The organism is Streptomyces sp. NPDC046977, assembly GCF_040644455.1.
Classification (GTDB): domain Bacteria; phylum Actinomycetota; class Actinomycetes; order Streptomycetales; family Streptomycetaceae; genus Actinacidiphila.
Window position 1 is genome coordinate 268,705 of sequence record NZ_JBEYWO010000005.1, and the last position, 14,350, is coordinate 283,054.

Genomic DNA, 14,350 nt, shown 5'->3' on the forward strand with positions numbered 1-14,350 from the left:
GTCCATCAACACTTCCGGCTCGGCCGTGCCGCACACACCCCGTGCGCCGCGACGAGACGGTAGGAGCCGCACTGGCCGCCGGCGGATCCCGGGGGCCGGACAGACGGAGGAGCAAGCGTGAGCGTGAAAAGCACTGCCGCGAAGCCCCGTACGCCCCGTACGGGCACCCGCGGTGGCGCGAAGCGCCGTGAGGCCGAGCCGGAGCTGGTACAGCTCCTGACTCCCGAGGGCGATCGCGTCGAGCACAGTGAGTACTCCATCGACCTGAGCCCCGAAGAGCTGCGCGGTCTGTACCGGGACATGGTCCTGACCCGCCGGTTCGACGCGGAGGCCACGGCCCTGCAGCGGCAGGGCGAGCTCGGTCTGTGGGCCTCGCTGCTCGGCCAGGAGGCCGCGCAGATCGGCTCGGGCCGGGCGACCCGGCAGGACGACTACGTCTTCCCCACCTACCGCGAGCACGGCGTCGCCTGGTGCCGCGGGGTGGACCCGGTCAATCTGCTGGGCATGTTCCGCGGGGTCAACCACGGCGGTTGGGACCCCAACGAGAACAACTTCCACCTGTACACGATCGTCATCGGCTCCCAGACGCTGCACGCCACCGGCTACGCGATGGGCGTCGCCAAGGACGGCGCCGACTCCGCCGTCATCGCCTACTTCGGCGACGGTGCCTCCAGCCAGGGCGACGTCGCGGAGGCCTTCACCTTCGCCGCCGTCTACAACGCCCCCGTGGTGTTCTTCTGCCAGAACAACCAGTGGGCGATCTCCGAGCCCACCGAGAAGCAGAGCCGCGTGCCGATCTACCAGCGCGCCGCCGGCTACGGCTTCCCCGGCGTGCGGGTCGACGGCAACGACGTCCTCGCGGTGCTCGCGGTCACCCGCGCCGCCCTCGAGCACGCCCGCTCCGGCCAGGGCCCGATGCTGGTCGAGGCCTTCACGTACCGCATGGGCGCCCACACCACCTCCGACGACCCCACCCGCTACCGCCTCGACGAGGAGCGCGAGCAGTGGGAGAGCAAGGACCCGATCCTGCGGCTGCGGGCCTACCTGGAGAAGCAGGGCATCGCCGACGAGGCCTTCCTCGCCGCGATCGAGGAGGAGAGCCTGGCGCTGGGCAAGCGGGTCCGCGAGGCCGTGCGCGCCATGCCCGACCCCGACCCGATGTCGATCTTCGAGAACGTCTACGCCGACGGACACGCGCTGGTCGACGAGGAGCGCGCCCAGTTCGCCGGGTACCTCGCCGCCTTCGAGGAGGGCCACTGACATGGCAACGATGACCATCGCCAAGGCCCTCAACGAGGCGCTGCGCAAGGCCCTGGACACCGACCCCAAGGTTGTCCTCATGGGCGAGGACATCGGCAAGCTCGGCGGTGTCTTCCGGATCACCGACGGCCTGCAGAAGGACTTCGGCGAGGAGCGGGTCATCGACACCCCGCTCGCCGAGTCCGGCATCGTCGGCACCGCGATCGGCCTGGCCCTGCGCGGCTACCGCCCGGTCGTGGAGATCCAGTTCGACGGTTTCGTGTACCCCGCGTACGACCAGATCGTCACCCAGCTCGCCAAGATGCACGCGCGCGCCCTGGGCAAGATCAAGCTGCCGGTCGTCGTCCGCATCCCCTTCGGCGGCGGCATCGGCGCCGTGGAGCACCACAGCGAGTCGCCCGAGGCGTACTTCGCGCACACCGCCGGACTCAAGGTCGTCACCCCCTCGACCCCGCAGGACGCCTACTGGATGCTCCAGCAGGCGATCGAGTCCGACGACCCGGTGATCTTCCAGGAGCCCAAGCGCCGCTACTGGGACAAGGGCGAGGTCGACACCGAGTCCATCCCCGCGCCGCTGCACAAGGCCCGTACCGTCCTGGAGGGCACCGACCTCACGCTGGTCGCCTACGGCCCCATGGTGAAGGTCTGCCTGGAGGCCGCCGCCGCGGCCGCCGAGGAGGGCCGTAGCCTGGAGGTGGTGGACCTGCGGTCCCTGTCGCCGATGGACTTCGACGCGATCCAGGCCTCGGTCGAGAAGACCCGCCGCCTGGTCGTCGTGCACGAGGCCCCCGTCCAGCTGGGCACCGGCGCGGAGATCGCGGCCAGGATCACCGAGCGGTGCTTCTACCACCTCGAGGCACCCGTGCTGCGGGTCGGCGGCTTCCACGCGCCGTACCCGCCGGCCCGGGTCGAGGAGGAGTACCTGCCGGGCCTGGACCGTGTACTCGACGCGGTCGACCGCGCACTGGCGTACTGAGGAGAGGGTTGTGACGACAGTGGCAGCACCGCAGCGCTTCCGCGAGTTCAAGATGCCGGACGTCGGCGAGGGACTCACGGAGGCGGAGATCCTCAAGTGGTACGTCAAGCCCGGTGACACCGTCACCGACGGCCAGGTGGTCTGCGAGGTCGAGACCGCCAAGGCCGCCGTCGAACTTCCGATCCCCTTCGACGGGATCGTGCACGAACTGCGCTTCCCCGAGGGCGAGACGGTCGACGTCGGCACGGTGATCATCTCCGTGGACACCGGCCAGGGCGAGGCGGAGGAGGCCCCGGCCGCCGCCGCCGCCCCCGCGCAGGCCGCCGACGCCCCTGTTCAGGACGTCGCCGCCGAGCCCGAGCAGAAGCGCCAGCCCGTGCTGGTCGGTTACGGCGTGGCCGTCTCCTCGACCAAGCGCCGTCCGCGCAAGCAGGCCGCCGTACCGGCGCAGGGTGCCGCCGGCGCGATCCAGGCCGAGCTCAACGGGCACGCCCCGGCCGCCGTCCCGGCCGCCGTCCCGGCCGAGCCCGTGGCTCCGGCGGCGCTCACCGCCTCTGCCGCGGGGTTCGCGCCGACCGAGGCGCGTCCGCTGGCCAAGCCGCCGGTGCGCAAGCTCGCCAAGAACCTCGGGGTGGACCTCGCGGGGATCACGCCGACCGGTCCCCAGGGCACCATCACCCGCGAGGACGTCCAGAACGCGGTCGCACCGGCCGCACCGGCCGCTCCCGCGGTACCGGCGGCCCCGGTCGCCCCGGCGGCCGTCCGGACCGCTCCCGCGGCGGCAGCGACGTCGACGGCGCCGCTGGAGACCCGCGTCCCGATCAAGGGCGTCCGCAAGGCCACGGCCGCCGCGATGGTGGCCAGCGCCTTCACCGCGCCGCACGTGACGGAGTTCGTCACCTTCGACATCACCCGCACCATGCGGCTGGTGCAGGAGCTCAAGACCGACCCGGCCTTCACCGGCCTCAAGGTCGGCCCGCTCCTGCTCGTCGCCAAGGCCCTGCTCGTGGCGATCCGGCGCAACCCGGAGATCAACGCCGCCTGGGACGAGGCGAACCAGGAGATCGTCCACAAGGGATACGTCAACCTCGGCATCGCCGCGGCCACCCCGCGCGGCCTGATCGTCCCCAACATCAAGGACGCCCAGGCCAAGACGCTGCCCGAACTGGCCGCCTCCCTCGGCGACCTGGTCGCCACGGCGCGCGAGGGCAAGACCTCGCCGGCCGACATGCAGGGCGGCACGGTCACCATCACCAACGTCGGTGTCTTCGGCATCGACACCGGTACGCCCATCCTGAACCCCGGGGAGTCCGCGATCCTCGCCTTCGGCGCGGTCAAGGACATGCCCTGGGTCCACAAGGGCAAGGTCAAGCCCCGCCAAGTCACCACGCTCGCGCTCTCCTTCGACCACCGCCTGGTCGACGGCGAGCTCGGCTCCAAGGTCCTCGCCGACGTCGCGGCGGTCCTGGAGTACCCCAAGCGCCTGATGACCTGGGCCTGATCACCCCCGTCACACCATCGAGAAGGGCCCGGACGTGTGTGCGTCCGGGCCCTTCTTCCGCGTGTCGCCCCCCACGCGGGCCGTATCTGTGACGTCATACGGCCATGGCGGTATCCATCTCGATGATCCTGCTGCTGGCAGTCCTCACGCTGGTGCTCCTGCGCGCCAAGTCGCTGAAGATCTCCCACGCCCTGCTCTGCATGCTCCTCGGCTTCTGCCTCGCGAGCTCCAGCCTGGCCCCCACCATCCACTCCGGCCTCATCGCCACCACCGACGTCGTGGGCGACCTACGCCCCTGAGCCGCCGCGCTGTCCGACCTCTCCGGCACACTGCGCCGGTGTGGACACCCGACAGTTCTGGCGGCTCATCGACGACGCCCGCGCCCAAGTCCCCGACCCCGCGGACCCCGAGGCGGTCGCCGCCCGCGCTTCCGGCCTGCTCGCGGAGCAGCCCCCGGAGCGCATCGCCGCCGCCCAGCAGGTCCTGTGGGACCTCATGGCGGCCTCCTACCGGGCGCCCCTGTGGGCTGCCGCCTACCTGATCAACGGCGGCTGCTCCGACGACGGCTTCGACTACTTCCGAGGCTGGCTGATCACCCAGGGCCGCGAGGTCTTCGACCGTGCCGTCGCCGACCCCGATTCCCTCGCCGGCCTCCCCGCCGTCCGCGCCGCGTGTGCCGCCACCGGCCCGGACCTCGAGGGCGAGGCGACCCTCGGCATCGCCTGGGACGCGTACCGTGCGGCGACCGGTGAGGACCTCCGAGGCGACACGTTCACCATCCGCTACCCGGATCTCGACCCCGCCTGGCGCTTCGACTTCGGCGACACGGCCCGGGTGGCCCGCCACCTGCCCGCCCTGGCCGCGCTCTGAGCACCTCGCGCGGGTGGCATCCTTGCAGCATGAACGATGCCGCTCCCGCCCCCCGCCGTGCCCGTGTCCGTGCCCCCGAGCTGATCGGCAAGGGCGGCTGGCTGAACACCGGCGGGAAGCAGCTGAACCTCTCCGACCTGCGCGGATCCATTGTTCTTCTCGATTTTTGGACGTTCTGCTGCATTAACTGCCTGCACGTCCTGGACGAGCTGCGCGAGCTGGAGGAGAAGCACCGCGACACCGTGGTGATCGTCGGCGTGCACTCGCCGAAGTTCGTGCACGAGGCGGAGCACCAGGCGGTCGTGGACGCCGTGGAGCGCTACGGGGTGCACCACCCCGTGCTGGACGACCCAGAGCTGGCGACGTGGAAGCAGTACGCCGTGCGGGCCTGGCCCACGCTCACCGTGATCGACCCCGAGGGCTACATCGTCGCCCAGCACTCCGGGGAGGGCCACGCGCACGCGCTGGAGGCGCTGGTCACGGAGCTGGAGGAGGAGCACGCGGCGAAGGGCACGCTGCGGCGCGGGGACGGGCCGTACGTGCCGCCGGAGCCCGTGGCGACGCATCTGCGGTTCCCTGGGAAGGCGCTGCGGCTGCCGTCGGGGAATCTGCTGGTGTCGGACACCACGCGGCACCAGCTGGTGGAGCTCGCGCCGGACACCGAGACCGTGGTGCGGCGGATCGGGGAGCCGGGCGACTTCAACGAGCCGCAGGGCCTGGCGCTGCTGCCGGACGGCAGGGTGGTCGTCGCGGACACCGTGAACCACCGGCTGCGCACGTTCGACCCGGCCAGTGGCGCCCTGGAGACGGTGGCCGGGACGGGCAGGCAGTGGTGGCAGGGCTCGGCGACGTCGGGCGCGGCGCTGGAGGTCGACCTGTCCTCGCCGTGGGACGTGGCCTGGTGGGACGGCAAGGTGTGGATCGCGATGGCCGGCGTCCACCAGCTGTGGACGTACGACCCGCAGGACGGCACGGTGCGGGTCGCGGCCGGTACGACCAATGAGGGACTGGTGGACGGCGCGGCGGACGAGGCGTGGTTCGCGCAGCCGTCCGGATTGGCGGCGGCCGGGGACCGGCTGTGGGTCGCCGACTCCGAGACCAGCGCGCTGCGCTGGGTGGAGCGGGCGGAGAGCATCGACGGCGCCGGCGCCGGCTACGTGGTGCGCACGGCCGTCGGCACGGGACTGTTCGACTTCGGCCACCGCGACGGCCCCGCGGAGCAGGCGCTGCTCCAGCACCCGCTGGGCGTGACGGCGCTGCCGGACGGCTCGGTCGCGGTCAGCGACACGTACAACCACGCCCTGCGCCGGTTCGACCCGGCCTCGGGCGAGGTGACCACGCTCGCGACCGATCTGCGCGAGCCCTCCGGGGCGGTGCTGGACGGCGACGAGGTGGTGGTCGTGGAGTCGGCGCGGCACCGCCTGACGCGGCTGCGGCTGCCGGAGGAGGCCGTGCGCGTGGAGGCCGCGGCGCACCGCACGCAGCGTCCCGCCACGGAGGTGGCGCCGGGGGCGCTGCGGCTGGACGTGGTGTTCTCCGCGCCGGCCGGCCAGAAGCTGGACGAGCGCTACGGGCCGTCGACCCGGCTGCTGGTGAGCTCGACGCCGCCCGGGCTGCTGCTGGAGGGCGAGGGGAAGGGAACGGACCTGTTCCGGGATCTCGTGCTCAACGCGGAGGTGCCGGAGGGGGTGTTGCACGTGTCGGCGATGGCCGCCTCGTGCGACGACGACCCGGACAACGAGTTCCCGGCCTGCCATGTGCACCAGCAGGACTGGGGTGTCCCCGTGCGGCTGAGCGGCGACGGGGACACCCGTCTGGCCCTGGTGCTGGCGGGCATGGACGCCTGAGGCGCCGTCATGCCGGTCAGATGTGCGGGTAGTGGCGGTCCCGCTCCTCGATGACCGGCATCGGCTCGACGACCCGGCGCCGCCTGAAGATGCTGACGTACGCGGCGACGCCGATGATGCCGACCGCCATCATGATGAGGCCGACCAGGTCCAGGTTGACCCCGGCCATGTGCCAGTCGGTCGCGAAGGTGAGGATGGCCCCCACCGCGATCAGGCCGATGCAACCGCCGATGCCCATGATGTCCGCCTCCGAACTGGTCTGGCCCTAGGGGCTGTAGAGCTTCGCCTACCCGGGGGCGGACATCTCATGACCGCGGCGGGCGGTCAGTCCCCGAGGAAGGACTTGAGCGCGCTCGCGAGCAGGAACGGGTCGTCGGCGCCGCAGAGTTCGCGCGCGGAGTGCATCGACAGGATCGGCACGCCGATGTCCACGGTCGCGATGCCGTGCCGGGCCGCGGTGATGGGGCCGATGGTGGTGCCGCAGGGCAGGGCGTTGTTGGACACGAAGAACTGCCAGGGCACGCCCGCGCGGTCGCAGGCGGCGGCGAAGACGCCGCGGCCGGTGCCGTCGGTGGCGTAGCGCTGGTTGACGTTGACCTTGAGGATGGGGCCGCCGTTGGGCATCGGCCGGTGCGTCGGGTCGTGCTTCTCGGTGTAGTTGGGGTGGACGGCGTGGCCGGTGTCGGCGGAGACGCACACGGTGCCGGCGAAGGCGCGCGCCCGGTCCTCGTAGCCGCCGCCGCGGGTGAAGACGGACCGTTCCAGGACGGTGCCGAGCAGCGGTCCGCCGGCGCCGGTGTCGGACTCGCTGCCGGTCTCCTCGTGGTCGAAGGCGGCCAGCACCGGGATGTACGGCAGGCCGGGCCCGGCGGCCGCGGCCAGGGCGGCGGTGCCGGCGTGCACGGAGAGCAGGTTGTCCAGCCGGCCGGCGGCCAGGAACTCGCGGTCGCGGCCGAGGTAGGCGGGCGGTTGGACGTCGTGGGTCATCAGGTCCCAGCCGACGATGTCGGCGGCGGCGACGCCGGTCTCCTCCGCGAGGAAGGCCATCAGCGCGCCCTCGTCGGGCTCGCCGAGGCCCCAGACCGGCTGCATGTGCCGCTGCTTGTCGAGCTTGAGCCCGTTCTCGTTGACGCCGCGGTCCAGGTGGACGGCGAGCTGCGGCACCCTCAGCAGTGCCCGGTCGATGTGGACCAGGGGCGTGCTGCCGTCGCGGAGCACCAGGCGGCCGGACAGCCCGAGGTCGCGGTCGAGCCAGGTGTTGAGCAGCGCGCCGCCGTAGATCTCCACGGCGATCTGGCGCCAGCCCAGGGCGCCGGAGTCGGGCCGGGGCTTGACGCGCAGGTTGGTGGAGTCGGTGTGCGCCCCGACGATCCGGAAGGGGGTCGCGGGGTCGGCGCCCTCGGGCACGTACCAGGCGACGATGGCCCCGCCCCTCAGCACGTACCGGCCGCCCGCTTCGGCGTTCCAGGCCTCGGTCTCGGAGACCTGGCGGAAGCCCGCCTTCTCCAGGCGCTCGGCGGCACTGGCGACCGCGTGGTACGGCGACGGGCTGGCCGCGATGAAGGCGGCGAGGTCATCGGTGTGGCTGCGGTCGAAGTGGGGCTGAGGGTTCATGGTTCAAGGATAGGGACGCAGGGCGGCCCGCTCCTCGTCGCAGGAGCGGGCCGCCGTAGCCGCTGTCGGTCCCGGCCGGAACCGGTCAAACCGTGATCAGAAGGCCTCTTCGGGCAGGTCCATCACATCGAGGGTGACGCTCTCGGCGGCGGAGCGCGCCACGGAGACCTGCGGCAGGACCTCGGCGGCGAAGTGCCGGGCCGCGGCGATCTTGCCGGTGTAGAAGGGGACGTCCTTGGCGGAGGCGCCGGCGGCGAGCTTTCCGGCCGCCACGGCGGCGCCCTTGAGCAGCAGGTAGCCGACGACGACGTCGCCCGAGGCGAGCAGCAGGCGGGTGGTGTTGAGGCCGACCTTGTAGATGGACTTGACGTCCTTCTCGGTGGCGGCGAGGTCGGTCAGCATCTGGCCGACGATCGCCTCCAGGTCCACGGCGGCCTTGGCGAGGTGCTCGCGGGCGGCCGCCAGTTCCTGGCCGCCGGTGCCCTCGGCGAGGAACTTCTTGATCTCCTCGGAGAGTGTGGTCAGGGCCGCGCCCTGGTTGCGGACGATCTTCCGGAAGAAGTAGTCCTGGCCCTGGATCGCGGTGGTGCCCTCGTAGAGGGTGTCGATCTTGGCGTCGCGGATGTACTGCTCGATCGGGTACTCCTGCAGGAAGCCGGAGCCGCCGAAGATCTGCAGGGACTGCGCCAGCTGCTCGTAGCCCTTCTCGGAGCCGTAGCCCTTGACGATGGGCAGCAGCAGGTCGTTGAACGCCTCCAGCTCCGCGGTGTCCTCGCCGGTGACCTCGGCCGCGGCGATCGCGTCCTGGATGGAGGCGGTGAACAGCACCAGGGCGCGCATGCCCTCGGCGTAGGCCTTCTGCGTCAGCAGGGAGCGGCGCACGTCGGGGTGGTGGGTGATGGTGACCTTGGGGGCGGCCTTGTCCATGAACTGCGCCAGGTCGGGGCCCTGCACGCGCTCCTTGGCGTACTCCAGCGCGTTCAGGTAGCCGGTGGAGAGCGTGGAGATCGCCTTCGTGCCGACCATCATGCGGGCGAACTCGATGATGCGGAACATCTGGCGGATGCCGTCGTGCTTGTCGCCGATCAGCCAGCCCTTGGCGGGGTGCTTGTCGCCGAAGGTCATCTCGCAGGTGTTGGACGCCTTGAGGCCCATCTTGTGCTCGACGTTGGTGGCGTAGACGCCGTTGCGCTCGCCCAGTTCGCCGGTCTCGAAGTCGAAGAGGTACTTCGGGACGAGGAAGAGGGACAGGCCCTTGGTGCCGGCGCCGGCGCCCTCGGGGCGGGCGAGGACGTAGTGGAGGATGTTCTCCTCCATGTCGTGCTCACCGGAAGTGATGAAGCGCTTGACGCCCTCGATGTGCCAGGTGCCGTCCTCCTGGGGGACGGCCTTGGCGCGGCCGGCGCCGACGTCCGAGCCGGCGTCCGGCTCGGTGAGGACCATGGTGGAGCCCCAGGTCTTCTCGACGGCGATCGCGGCGATCTTCTTCTGGACCTCGTTGCCCTCCTCGAAGAGGATGCGGGCGAAGGCGGGGCCGGAGGAGTACATCCACAGGGCCGGGTTCGCGCCGAGGACCAGCTCCGCGTACGACCAGATCAGGGACGGCGGGGCGGTGGTGCCGCCGATCTCCTCGGGCAGGCCCAGGCGCCAGTACTCGGCGGCCATGAAGGCCTTGTAGCTCTTCTTGAAGGTGTCCGGGACCGGCGCCGTGTTGGTCTTGGGGTCGAAGACCGGCGGGGTGCGGTCGGCGTCGGCGAAGGAGTCGGCGAGCTCGTTCTCCGCGAGGCGCGTGATCTCACCGAGGATGTCCCTGGCGGTCTCGACGTCCATCTCGGCGAACGGGCCGGTGCCGTAGATCGTGTCGCGCCCGAGGACCTCGAAGAGGTTGAACTCGATGTCGCGAAGGTTTGACTTGTAGTGGCCCATGGCGACGGCTCCGTCGGGGATCGGTCGGACGGCGGGGTGCTCGCAGTCCTCGCAGCTTTATCACTTACCAGTCGGTAATGATGCTACCCGTCGGTAATAAAAACAACCCCTATCCGGCCGGATGTGACGCGGGCCCTTCGACTTCTGGAGGAACACCCCCGCCGCGGCGCCTCAGTTCGTCCACGGCCCCGAAGGCCGCGGCCGCGATCGGCACCGCCAGCAGCATCCCGAGGATGCCGGCCAGGCTCGCCCCCGCGGTGATCGCGAGCAGTACCACCGCCGGGTGCATGTGGACGGTGCGGCTCTGGATCGTCGGCTGGAGTACGTGCCCCTCCAGCACCTGCACGGCGAGTACGACGCCCAGCGCCCACAGCGCCACCAGCCACCCCCGGTCCGCCAGTGCCACCAGGACCGCCACCGCGCCGGAGATGAACGCGCCCAAGTAGGGAATGTACGCCCCGACGAAGACGAGCGCGCCCAGTCCCACCGCCCCGGGAACCCGCAGGATCAGCAGCCCGACGGTGATGCACACGGCGTCGATCAGCGCGATCAGCGTCGTCCCCCGCATGAAGCCCTGCACCGCGGCGAACGCGCGGTGCGCGATCCGCTCCAGCAGCGGGCCGACGCCGTGCGGGGCCAGCTCGCGCAGCAGGACCGGGAAGCGGCCGCCGTCGCGCAGGAAGAAGAAGGTCAGCAGCAGCGCCAGCACCGCGGTCGCGATGATCTGGCCCACGATGCTGATGCCCGACACGACCCCGGAGGCGGCCCGGGCGCCGTACTTGGTGACGAAGGACTTCAGGCTGTCGACGGTGTCGTCCAGGGTGGGCCCCGACAGGCCCAGCTCCGGCATCACCTTGTGCGCGACGTCCTTCAGCGCGGCCACGATCTGGTCGCCGGAGTGCATGAGGCTCTGCACCACGATGAACGCCGCGCCCGCGCCGAACACCAGCAGGGCCGCGCACGTCAGCGCCGCGGCCAGCGACCGCTGCACCCGCGCCGCCCGCAGCCACCGGTACAGCGGACCCAGCAGGGCGCTGCCCAGCAGGGCCAGCAGGACGGGCGTCACGACCGCCGCGAAGGTGACGACGAGCCAGACCACCAGGGCGCCCACACCGGCGAGCAGCAGCACGACGGCGCACCACGCGCCCGTCCGTCGCGCGGCGGCCGGCAGGAGGGGCGCGTCCACCCGCCCACCGGATCACGGCCCCGCGATGTCCGCATGCCGGGCACGGCGAACGGGTGGCACCACGCGGTCGGATACGCTATTGACGGTCCGTAGAGGAAATCCTCACCCACAGTAGCGACTTGGGAGCAGCCGGCAATGGCTCGACACCTCATCACCAGCGCCCTTCCGTACATCAACGGGATCAAGCACCTGGGCAACATGGTGGGGTCCATGCTCCCGGCCGATGTCTACTCCCGTTATCTGCGCCAGCGCGGCCACGAGGTCCTCTACATCTGCGCCACCGACGAGCACGGCACGCCGGCCGAGCTCGCCGCGCAGGAGGCCGGCCTGCCGGTCGCCGAGTTCTGCGCCCAGCAGCACGACGCGCAGAAGGCGGTCTACGACGGCTTCGCGCTCTCCTTCGACTACTTCGGCCGCAGTTCCTCGCAGCAGAACCGGGAGATCACCCAGGCCATCGCCCGGGAGCTCAAGGAGAACGGCTTCATCGAGGAGCGCGCCATCCGCCAGGTCTACTCCCTGGACGACGAGCGCTTCCTGCCCGACCGCTACATCGTCGGCACCTGCCCGCACTGCGGCTACGACAAGGCGCGCGGCGACCAGTGCGAGAACTGCACCCGCGTCCTGGACCCGACCGACCTCATCGAGCCGCGCTCCGCGATCAGCGGCAGCAGCCGGCTGGAGGTCCGCGAGACCAAGCACCTGTTCCTGCTCCAGTCCACGCTCTCCCACGAGGTCGAGGCCTGGGTCGACGAGCACGGCAAGGACTGGCCGACGCTCGCCTCCTCCATCGCCCGCAAGTGGCTGACCGAGGGCCTCCAGGACCGCGCGATCACCCGCGACCTGGACTGGGGCGTGCCGGTCCCGGCCGACACCTGGCCGGACCTGGCGGCCGAGGGCAAGGTCTTCTACGTCTGGTTCGACGCGCCGATCGAGTACATCGGCGCCACCAAGGAGTGGTCGGACGCCGCGGGCGAGGGCGAGAATCGCGACTGGCGCTCCTGGTGGTACGACGTCGACACCGACGTCCGCTACACCGAGTTCATGGCCAAGGACAACGTCCCCTTCCACACCGTGATGTTCCCGGCGACGCTGCTGGGCACCCGCGACAAGTGGAAGAAGGTCGACTACGTCAAGGCCTTCAACTGGCTGACCTACTACGGCGGCAAGTTCTCCACCTCGCAGCGTCGCGGCATCTTCACCGACGCCGCCCTGGAGATCCTGCCCGCCGACTACTGGCGGTACTTCCTCATCGCCAACGCGCCGGAGTCCGACGACACCTCCTTCACCTGGGAGCACTTCGCGGCCTCCGTCAACAAGGACCTCGCCGACACCCTCGGCAACTTCGTCAACCGCGTGCTGTCCTTCTCGCGCAAGCGCTTCGGCGACGAGGTGCCCGCGGGCTCCGCGGCGGGCGAGGCCGAGCAGCGGCTCGGCGCGCAGATCGCCGAACTCCTCGCCGAGTACGAGCGCCACATGGAGGACCTGCAGTTCCGCAAGGCCGCGCAGGCGCTGCGCGCCCTGTGGAGCGCCGGCAACTCCTACCTGGAGGAGAAGGCGCCCTGGCTGGAGATCAAGACCGATCCGGACGGCGCCGCACTCACCCTGCGCACCGCGATGAACCTGATCCACCTGTACGCGGTGGTCTCCGAGCCCTTCATCCCGGCCTCCGCCGCCGCGATGCGCGGCGCGTTCGCGCTGGCGGACGACACCGCGGTCTGGGTCACCGCCGACGAGGCCCGTGCACTGTCCGCGGTCCCGGCGGGCACCGCCTTCACCGTCCCGCCGGTGCTCTTCGCCAAGATCACCGACGAGGACCTCGACGCGTACCGCGAGCGCTTCGGCGGCCAGCCGGAAGCCGCCTGATGAGTGCGCAGGCGCCCGCCCCGGCGAAGGCCCCCAAGTCCCCGTTCCTGCTGCTGCTGTCCGTCGGCCTGACACTGGCGCTGGTGGTCGCGGCCGTCATCGTCGGCGTCTCGCTGACCGGCGGGCACGACGCCCGCACCGGCGCCGCCCCGGACGCGGGCGGCGCCTGCCGCGGCAGCAACGTCGCCCTCGACACGGCCGCCCGGCGCTTCGGGCTGAAGCTCCCCGGCGACGCGAAGGACGTGCACTACCTGGCGCACTCCGGCGGCCTGTCCGGTGAGTACGACCTGGAGATGCGCTTCCGCACCTCCGCGGCAGGCCTCCAGCACTTCCTGACCGGCTCCGGCCTCCCCGGGCTCGGCGGCAACGTGGACATCCTGCGCACCGGACAGCCCGAGGCCGACCCCTGCCGCCAGGACTCCGAGGGCCTGCCGCACGCCCGCTACGCCGGCGACCAGGTCGCGGGCGACGCGGCCCACGGTGCCTACGTGCGCGGCGTCGCCGTCGACGACTCCGACCGCGCCCGCCCGGTCGTCGCCCTCATCGCCATGGACACCTGACCGCTTGGGGCCGTCGTCTCATGTGGCCGTGCATGCACACATGCATGCACCCGTGCGACATTGTCCCCATGGTTGCTCTCCAGATCCGTGATGTGCCCGAGGACCTGCGTGACCGACTTGCGGCCATAGCGGAGGAACGCGGGCAGTCGCTTCAGGCATACCTGCTCGACCTCGTCCGGGACGAGGTGCGGCGCAGGGACAACCTGGCCGTCCTCGAGCGGTTCTCGAGGTCCACGTACGGCGCGCGGCTTTCCGGAAGCGACGTCACGGACGCGTTGCGTACGGCGCGGGCGGAACGGGACGCGGTGCTCGGCGTGCCGGGCGGCGACGAGTGATCGTCGTCGATGCGTCCGTCTTCGCCTTCTCCCTCCTCGACGACGGTGCGACCGGTGGGCGTTGCCGGGGCGCCCTGGTGGCGGACGACCGCTGGATCGTGCCGCAGCACTGGACGATCGAGGTCATGTCCGTGATCCGCGGCAATCTGCTCGGCGGCAAGATCACGGCCGACCACGCCGCGGACGCGGTGGAAGCACTCCGCGAGCTCGACCCCGTGGTCCCGTTGACCCGGGTTCTGCTGCCCCGTGTCTGGGAACTCCGGTCCCACCTCACCGCGTACGACGCGGCGTACGTGGCCGCCGCGGAGCTGTACGGCTGCCCGCTCCTCACCACCGACGGACGGATGGCCCGGGCCGCCGGGATCCGCTGCGCGGTCGAGGTCGTGGGCTGACGGTGTGGTGCGTGCCGTCG

At 71.3% G+C, this 14,350-nt stretch carries 14 protein-coding genes; 10 read left to right on the forward strand and 4 right to left on the reverse strand.

Annotated elements, in window-relative coordinates:
* Window positions 1-117 precede the first annotated feature (117 nt).
* The 6 genes from pdhA (at window position 118) to ABZ883_RS10520 (ending at window position 6,454) form a co-directional block, all read left to right on the forward strand.
* Entirely contained in the window at window positions 118-1,260 is a 1,143-nt protein-coding gene (gene pdhA, locus ABZ883_RS10495; protein ID WP_360904735.1) for a pyruvate dehydrogenase (acetyl-transferring) E1 component subunit alpha, read from the forward strand.
* Between the two features lies 1 nt (window position 1,261).
* On the forward strand, window positions 1,262-2,236 hold the full coding sequence (locus ABZ883_RS10500) for an alpha-ketoacid dehydrogenase subunit beta (protein ID WP_360904738.1): 975 nt from the start codon (window positions 1,262-1,264) through the stop codon (window positions 2,234-2,236).
* A 52-nt stretch (window positions 2,237-2,288) separates the two neighbouring features.
* Window positions 2,289-3,737, forward strand: a complete 1,449-nt coding sequence (locus tag ABZ883_RS10505; protein WP_360905135.1) for a dihydrolipoamide acetyltransferase family protein — start codon at window positions 2,289-2,291, stop codon at window positions 3,735-3,737.
* Window positions 3,738-3,841: 104 nt separating this feature from the next.
* On the forward strand, window positions 3,842-4,036 hold the full coding sequence (locus ABZ883_RS10510; protein WP_360904741.1) for a hypothetical protein: 195 nt from the start codon (window positions 3,842-3,844) through the stop codon (window positions 4,034-4,036).
* 40 nt (window positions 4,037-4,076) lie between these two features.
* Entirely contained in the window at window positions 4,077-4,607 is a 531-nt protein-coding gene (locus ABZ883_RS10515) for a DUF4240 domain-containing protein (RefSeq protein ID WP_360904744.1), read from the forward strand.
* A 29-nt stretch (window positions 4,608-4,636) separates the two neighbouring features.
* Window positions 4,637-6,454 carry an NHL domain-containing thioredoxin family protein gene (locus tag ABZ883_RS10520; RefSeq protein ID WP_360904747.1) on the forward strand — a complete coding sequence of 606 codons (1,818 nt, stop codon included), beginning with the start codon at window positions 4,637-4,639 and terminating at the stop codon, window positions 6,452-6,454.
* 16 nt (window positions 6,455-6,470) lie between these two features.
* On the opposite strand, the gene ABZ883_RS10525 is transcribed toward ABZ883_RS10520, so the two are convergent.
* From ABZ883_RS10525 to ABZ883_RS10540, 4 genes are all read right to left on the reverse strand, one after another.
* Window positions 6,471-6,692, reverse strand: a complete 222-nt coding sequence (locus ABZ883_RS10525; protein ID WP_360904750.1) for a hypothetical protein — start codon at window positions 6,690-6,692, stop codon at window positions 6,471-6,473.
* Between the two features lie 86 nt (window positions 6,693-6,778).
* Window positions 6,779-8,068, reverse strand: a complete 1,290-nt coding sequence (locus ABZ883_RS10530) for a M18 family aminopeptidase (protein WP_360904753.1) — start codon at window positions 8,066-8,068, stop codon at window positions 6,779-6,781.
* A 96-nt stretch (window positions 8,069-8,164) separates the two neighbouring features.
* Window positions 8,165-9,994 (reverse strand): acyl-CoA dehydrogenase, encoded by a 1,830-nt coding sequence (locus tag ABZ883_RS10535; RefSeq protein WP_360904756.1) that lies wholly within the window; start codon window positions 9,992-9,994, stop codon window positions 8,165-8,167.
* Between the two features lie 109 nt (window positions 9,995-10,103).
* A complete protein-coding gene (locus tag ABZ883_RS10540) occupies window positions 10,104-11,180 on the reverse strand; it encodes an AI-2E family transporter (RefSeq protein ID WP_360904759.1) in 1,077 nt (358 codons plus the stop codon).
* Between the two features lie 135 nt (window positions 11,181-11,315).
* Here ABZ883_RS10540 and metG point away from each other — a divergent pair, with 135 nt between their 5' ends.
* The 4 genes from metG (at window position 11,316) to ABZ883_RS10560 (ending at window position 14,330) form a co-directional block, all read left to right on the forward strand.
* On the forward strand, window positions 11,316-13,043 hold the full coding sequence (gene metG, locus ABZ883_RS10545; RefSeq protein WP_360904764.1) for a methionine--tRNA ligase: 1,728 nt from the start codon (window positions 11,316-11,318) through the stop codon (window positions 13,041-13,043).
* Window positions 13,043-13,603, forward strand: a complete 561-nt coding sequence (locus ABZ883_RS10550; RefSeq protein ID WP_360904767.1) for a hypothetical protein — start codon at window positions 13,043-13,045, stop codon at window positions 13,601-13,603. The genes metG and ABZ883_RS10550 overlap by 1 nt, the downstream gene beginning before the upstream one ends.
* A 68-nt stretch (window positions 13,604-13,671) precedes the next feature.
* Window positions 13,672-13,938, forward strand: a complete 267-nt coding sequence (locus ABZ883_RS10555) for a hypothetical protein (RefSeq protein ID WP_360904770.1) — start codon at window positions 13,672-13,674, stop codon at window positions 13,936-13,938.
* Complete coding sequence (locus ABZ883_RS10560; RefSeq protein WP_360904773.1) at window positions 13,935-14,330, forward strand: type II toxin-antitoxin system VapC family toxin; 396 nt, start codon at window positions 13,935-13,937, stop codon at window positions 14,328-14,330. Before ABZ883_RS10555 ends, ABZ883_RS10560 begins: the two co-directional genes overlap by 4 nt.
* Window positions 14,331-14,350 lie beyond the last annotated feature (20 nt).

Bases quoted from the DNA above. Each gene is read 5' to 3' on its own strand.
- ABZ883_RS10510 (WP_360904741.1), top strand. From the start codon at position 3,842: ATGGCGGTATCCATCTCGATGATCCTGCTGCTGGCAGTCCTCACGCTG.
- ABZ883_RS10525 (WP_360904750.1), bottom strand. From the start codon at position 6,692: ATGGGCATCGGCGGTTGCATCGGCCTGATCGCGGTGGGGGCCATCCTC.
- ABZ883_RS10520 (WP_360904747.1), top strand. From the start codon at position 4,637: ATGAACGATGCCGCTCCCGCCCCCCGCCGTGCCCGTGTCCGTGCCCCC.
- ABZ883_RS10550 (WP_360904767.1), top strand. From the start codon at position 13,043: ATGAGTGCGCAGGCGCCCGCCCCGGCGAAGGCCCCCAAGTCCCCGTTC.
- metG (WP_360904764.1), top strand. From the start codon at position 11,316: ATGGCTCGACACCTCATCACCAGCGCCCTTCCGTACATCAACGGGATC.
- ABZ883_RS10530 (WP_360904753.1), bottom strand. From the start codon at position 8,068: ATGAACCCTCAGCCCCACTTCGACCGCAGCCACACCGATGACCTCGCC.
- ABZ883_RS10535 (WP_360904756.1), bottom strand. From the start codon at position 9,994: ATGGGCCACTACAAGTCAAACCTTCGCGACATCGAGTTCAACCTCTTC.
- ABZ883_RS10505 (WP_360905135.1), top strand. From the start codon at position 2,289: ATGCCGGACGTCGGCGAGGGACTCACGGAGGCGGAGATCCTCAAGTGG.
- ABZ883_RS10500 (WP_360904738.1), top strand. From the start codon at position 1,262: ATGGCAACGATGACCATCGCCAAGGCCCTCAACGAGGCGCTGCGCAAG.
- ABZ883_RS10555 (WP_360904770.1), top strand. From the start codon at position 13,672: ATGGTTGCTCTCCAGATCCGTGATGTGCCCGAGGACCTGCGTGACCGA.